Source organism: Streptomyces sp. NPDC102258, assembly GCF_055584685.1.
In genome coordinates this window covers 1-4,147 of record NZ_JBVJLO010000059.1, presented here as the reverse complement: position 1 = coordinate 4,147, position 4,147 = coordinate 1, and the positions used below count along the sequence as shown (strand labels likewise).

Annotated in this window: 4 protein-coding genes; 1 reads left to right on the top strand and 3 read right to left on the bottom strand. The window is 71.1% G+C overall.

Annotated features, from left to right (window positions below; translation table 11 throughout):
- Positions 1 to 293 precede the first annotated feature (293 nt).
- From ACZ6ZT_RS35035 to ACZ6ZT_RS35025, 3 genes are all read right to left on the bottom strand, one after another.
- The gene (locus ACZ6ZT_RS35035; RefSeq protein WP_469724488.1) at positions 294 to 1,016 is read right to left on the bottom strand and encodes a dienelactone hydrolase family protein; all 723 of its coding nucleotides are present in this window, start codon (positions 1,014 to 1,016) and stop codon (positions 294 to 296) included.
- A gap of 217 nt (positions 1,017 to 1,233) precedes the next feature.
- Positions 1,234 to 2,379 (bottom strand): RNA polymerase sigma factor, encoded by a 1,146-nt coding sequence (locus tag ACZ6ZT_RS35030; protein WP_469724487.1) that lies wholly within the window; start codon positions 2,377 to 2,379, stop codon positions 1,234 to 1,236.
- Between the two features lie 7 nt (positions 2,380 to 2,386).
- A complete protein-coding gene (locus ACZ6ZT_RS35025) occupies positions 2,387 to 2,794 on the bottom strand; it encodes a YciI family protein (protein ID WP_469724486.1) in 408 nt (135 codons plus the stop codon).
- Positions 2,795 to 2,968: 174 nt separating this feature from the next.
- On the opposite strand from ACZ6ZT_RS35025, the gene ACZ6ZT_RS35020 reads away from it, so the two are divergent.
- Positions 2,969 to 3,769, top strand: coding sequence for a hypothetical protein (locus ACZ6ZT_RS35020; RefSeq protein WP_469724485.1), 801 nt, complete (start codon positions 2,969 to 2,971; stop codon positions 3,767 to 3,769).
- Positions 3,770 to 4,147 lie beyond the last annotated feature (378 nt).

The following is a 4,147-nucleotide window of genomic DNA, read 5'->3' as shown; positions in this document are numbered from 1 at the left end:
CGATTTCCTCGGCGCTTTCGAGGTTCTGCGCTTTCGCGCTTTCCCTTTCCGGCGAGTCCGACTCTATCAGAAGTTTTCCACCGGTTTTCCCGGCTTCAACACTCTCGAATGAGGAGTCGAATGCACCCCACCCAGGGAATCTTCATTCTCTGGGGGGTAGGTGGTCGCCGAACCTGTCCGGTTCGAGGCAACCGTTTAACTCTACAACCGCCCCTGAGGGGTGTCAAAGCGGGTCCGGGCCGGTCGGCACCGCGGGCTCCTGCCAACCTCTCGGCAGGAGCCCGCGGCTCGGCTCACTTCAGGTGGCGGCCGAAGAACCGGTTCGCGTCCTCCCCCTCGAACCACGGCGTACCGGTGTGCCCGCCCAGATTGGCGTGCAGGGTCTTCTCCGTGGTGCCGAAGGCGTCGAACAGGTCCAGGGCCCGCTGCCGGGGGTTCCCCTCGTCGTCCCACTGCAACAGGAACAGCAGCGGGATGTTGACCTGCCGGGCCTCCTCGCGCTGGGCGTGGGGCACGTAGCCCCCGGCGAAGAAGCCGGCGGCCGCGATGCGCGGCTCGACCGCCGCGAGGCGGATGCCGAGAGCGGTCCACCCCGAGTAGCCGACCGGACCGCCGATCTCCGGCAGTGCGAGGAGCGCGTCCAGGGTGGTCCGCCATTCCGGGACCGCGTTGTCGACCAGGGGGCCGACCAAGGACTCGAAGATCGCGTCGACCGGCTCACCGGCCCGCATCGCGCGGCGGAGGTCGGCGCGGGCCTGCTCGGCGGCGGCGGAGCGGGGCCGGTCGCCGCACCCGGCGCCGTCGATGGTGGCCACCGCGTATCCGTACGCCGCGGTGTACCGGGCCCGGGCCACCAGCCGGGCCTCCCCCTTGGGCAAGCCGTTGTTGTGGGCCATCAGAACCAGCGGGACCGGTGTGACGGACGGGGGCGTCCACAGGGTGCCGGGGATCTCGCCGAGGGTGAATTCGCGTTCGAGGACGCCGTCGTCGAGGCGCTGCTCGGAAGTGAAGTGCATGGTCGTGCCTTTCGGGAGGGCTGATGTACGGCGCTCCCGGACGACCTGCCTAGCGTCCGACCGTGACCCCGGAGGGGAGCACCCATGTCGATACTGCGTTCACGGGTACCACCTCCTCGTTCTCTCACACGGCCGCCGGAAACGTAGCAGTGGCCGCCCCCGGTCCGCCACAGGTTTTCACGGCCCTGCTGCCACGTCTCCGGATGCCCCCCTTCCGTCAGCCGTCCCCGCGCGCGTTCAGGCGCGCGGCCTGGCGGGTCAGGTGGTCGCGTTCGGCGAGGTTGGGCGCCTTGTGGGCCGCCTCCGCGTACAGGCGGGCCGCCGTCTCCAGATCACCGTCGCGTTCGTGCAGGTACGCCGACGCCGCCGTGTGGCGCGGCAGCGCGGGGTCCAGCGGCGCGAGCGCCGCCAGGCCGGCCCGCGGGCCATCGGCCTCGCCGACGGCCACCGCCCGGTTGAGCCGTACGACCGAGCTGTCGGTCAGGCGCACGAGCTCGTCGTACCACTCCACGATCTGCACCCAGTCGGTCTCCTCGGCGGTGCGCGCGTCGGCGTGGAGCGCGGCGATGGCGGCCTGGACCTGGAACTCGCCCAGCCGGTCGCGGGCCAGCGCGGCCTGCAGGATCCGGATGCCCTCGGCGATCGACTCGGTGTCCCACCGCCCGCGGTCCTGCTCCCTGAGCGGTACGAGGCTGCCGTCGGGCGCGGTCCGGGCCGCGCGCCGGGCGTGGTGGATCAGCATGAGGGCGAGCAGTCCCGCCACCTCGGGGTGGTCGATCGCGGACGCGAGCCGGCGGGTGAGCCGGATGGCCTCGGCGGCGAGGTCGACGTCGCCGGAGTACCCCTCGTTGAAGACGAGGTACAGCACCCGCACCACGGTGGCCACGTCTCCGGGCTGGTCGAACCGCACCCCCGAGACGGTGCGCTTGGCCCGGCTGATGCGCTGGGCCATCGTCGCCTCGGGCACCAGGTAGGCCGCGGCGATCTGGCGGGTGGTGAGCCCCCCGACGGCGCGGAGCGTCAGGGCCACCGCGGACGCCGGCGTCAGCGACGGGTGGGCGCACAGGAAGTAGAGCTGGAGCGTGTCGTCGACCGCGGGCGCGGGTCCGGGCGCCGGCTCCTCCTCTACGCGGTCCTCGCGGCGGCGGCGGGCCGCGTCCGCCCGGGTCGCGTCGAGGAACCGGCGCCAGGCCACGGTGACCAGCCAGCCCTTGGGGTCGCGCGGCGGATCGGCCGGCCAGACGCGGACCGCCTCCAGGAGCGCGTCCTGTACGGCGTCCTCGGCCGCCGCGAAGTCGGCTCCGCGGCGGACGAGGATTCCGAGCACGCCCGGGGTGAGGCTCCGGAGCAGGGCCTCGTTCACGCCGGGGTCACTCCGTAATGACGGGCGGCGCCGCCATGAACGGACGCAGCTCCACCCACTCGTGGATGGGCTTCCCGCCCGCACCGGGGGCGGCCGACAGTTCCCCGGCCAGCTCGACGGCACGCTCGTAGCTGTCGACGTCGATCGCCATCCAGCCGGCGATGAGGTCCTTCGTCTCGGCGAAGGGGCCATCGGTCACCGGCGGCTTCCCCTCCCCGTCGTACCGGACGAACGTCCCCTCGGGTGCGAGCCCCTGGGCGTCGACGAACTCGCCGGTCTTCTCCAGCCGGTCCGCGAAGTCGTGCATGTACTTCATGTGCGCCGAGATCTCCTGCGGCGTCCACTGGTCCATCGAAACGTTGTTCACCGGGGCCGGGGCACCCCGGTAGTGCTTGAGCAGCAGGTACTTGGCCATCACATGTCTCCTCCGCGCGCTGCGACCCATTCTGGCCGCCTCCACTACAAGGACGGAGCCCAACCCGGCTTCTCGACATCCCCACCCAAACTTTTCCCACTTCCGTTCGTAGCGTCGGAGGGGTCCGCCGGTAGCCCCGGCCGAATGCAGCCAGCGAGCAGCAGAATGTGCCGGTTGGAGGATGCGGTGGGCGGTCGAGGATGCGATGCCGCATCGGGCGACCAGCCGCAGGGGGCCGAGGCGGTGCTCGCGCGGCAGCTGCACGACCTGGTCCTCCACGGTGGCCGCCGTCCGGTGTGGCTGGTGCTGGGGCCGAGTCGAGCGGTCACTCATTCCGACGGTGCCTACCACGGCGTGTCTGACAAATGGGCACCGAGCGGCAATGCGCACGCTCCATCCAACCGCCTTGCCCTCCTAGCACCGGACGGTGATTCTGGGCGGGTGCCAGGACAGGCGAAGAGAAGGCGTCGGCAGGAGGACGCGCGGCAGCAGCTTGCTGATCGCACCGCGCCCGACGCGGGACAGTGGGAAGTGGTCATTGAGACGCGTGACCAGGCGGAGATGCGTACGCGGTTGCGGCGTCTTCGGGAAGCAGGCGTCGATGGGTCAATGATCCGGATCGACACCCTGTGCGGGCGCCTCGCGTTGCCGACCACCTACCGGCTGAGCCGCTTCGTGACGGATCCCGCACGGGGGCCCGAGCACGACGGCCGGTCCCGGGGCGGGCTGACCACCAAGGTCCCTCTCGCCGTCGACGGCTGTGGCCTCCCGCTGTCCCTCGTGCTCACACCCGGCAGCGTCAACGACGCCACCGCCTCGACCAGGACCTCGACAGCATCCGCATCCCGCGCGCCATTACGGGCCGGCCTGACACGACACGGCACGGATGCCGGGCGACAAAGCCCATTCCAGCCAGGCGATACGCCTCCTGCCGCGGCGCCCGGGCACCGCTGCCACGATTCCCGAACGCCGTGACCAGACGGCCAACCGCTGACGACGCGGGAACCACGGCGATCGCCCACCCGCCTTCGATTCGCGCCGTTGATGCGGAGGGATCAGCAGACCAAGGGCGGCCACTATCAATCCGCGACCAGGACCGATCGAGTCCGTCGGCCATCCAGCAGCAAACCCTGGAGGGCGACCTACCAGCGCGACCTGGTCCGCACGGCACCGACTCGGAGGCGACGTAGCCGGGCCGGGGCTCACGCCGGCCGAGTCGGTCCTGGAGTCACGCCGGGTCGGTCTCGCTGTATGCCCACCCCTGCAACTCCGCCGTCGCACCCGCCCGTCCGTAAAGACCCGTAAACGCAGAAAAGCCCCGCACCGAACCCGTAAGGGCTGGTGCGGGGCTAT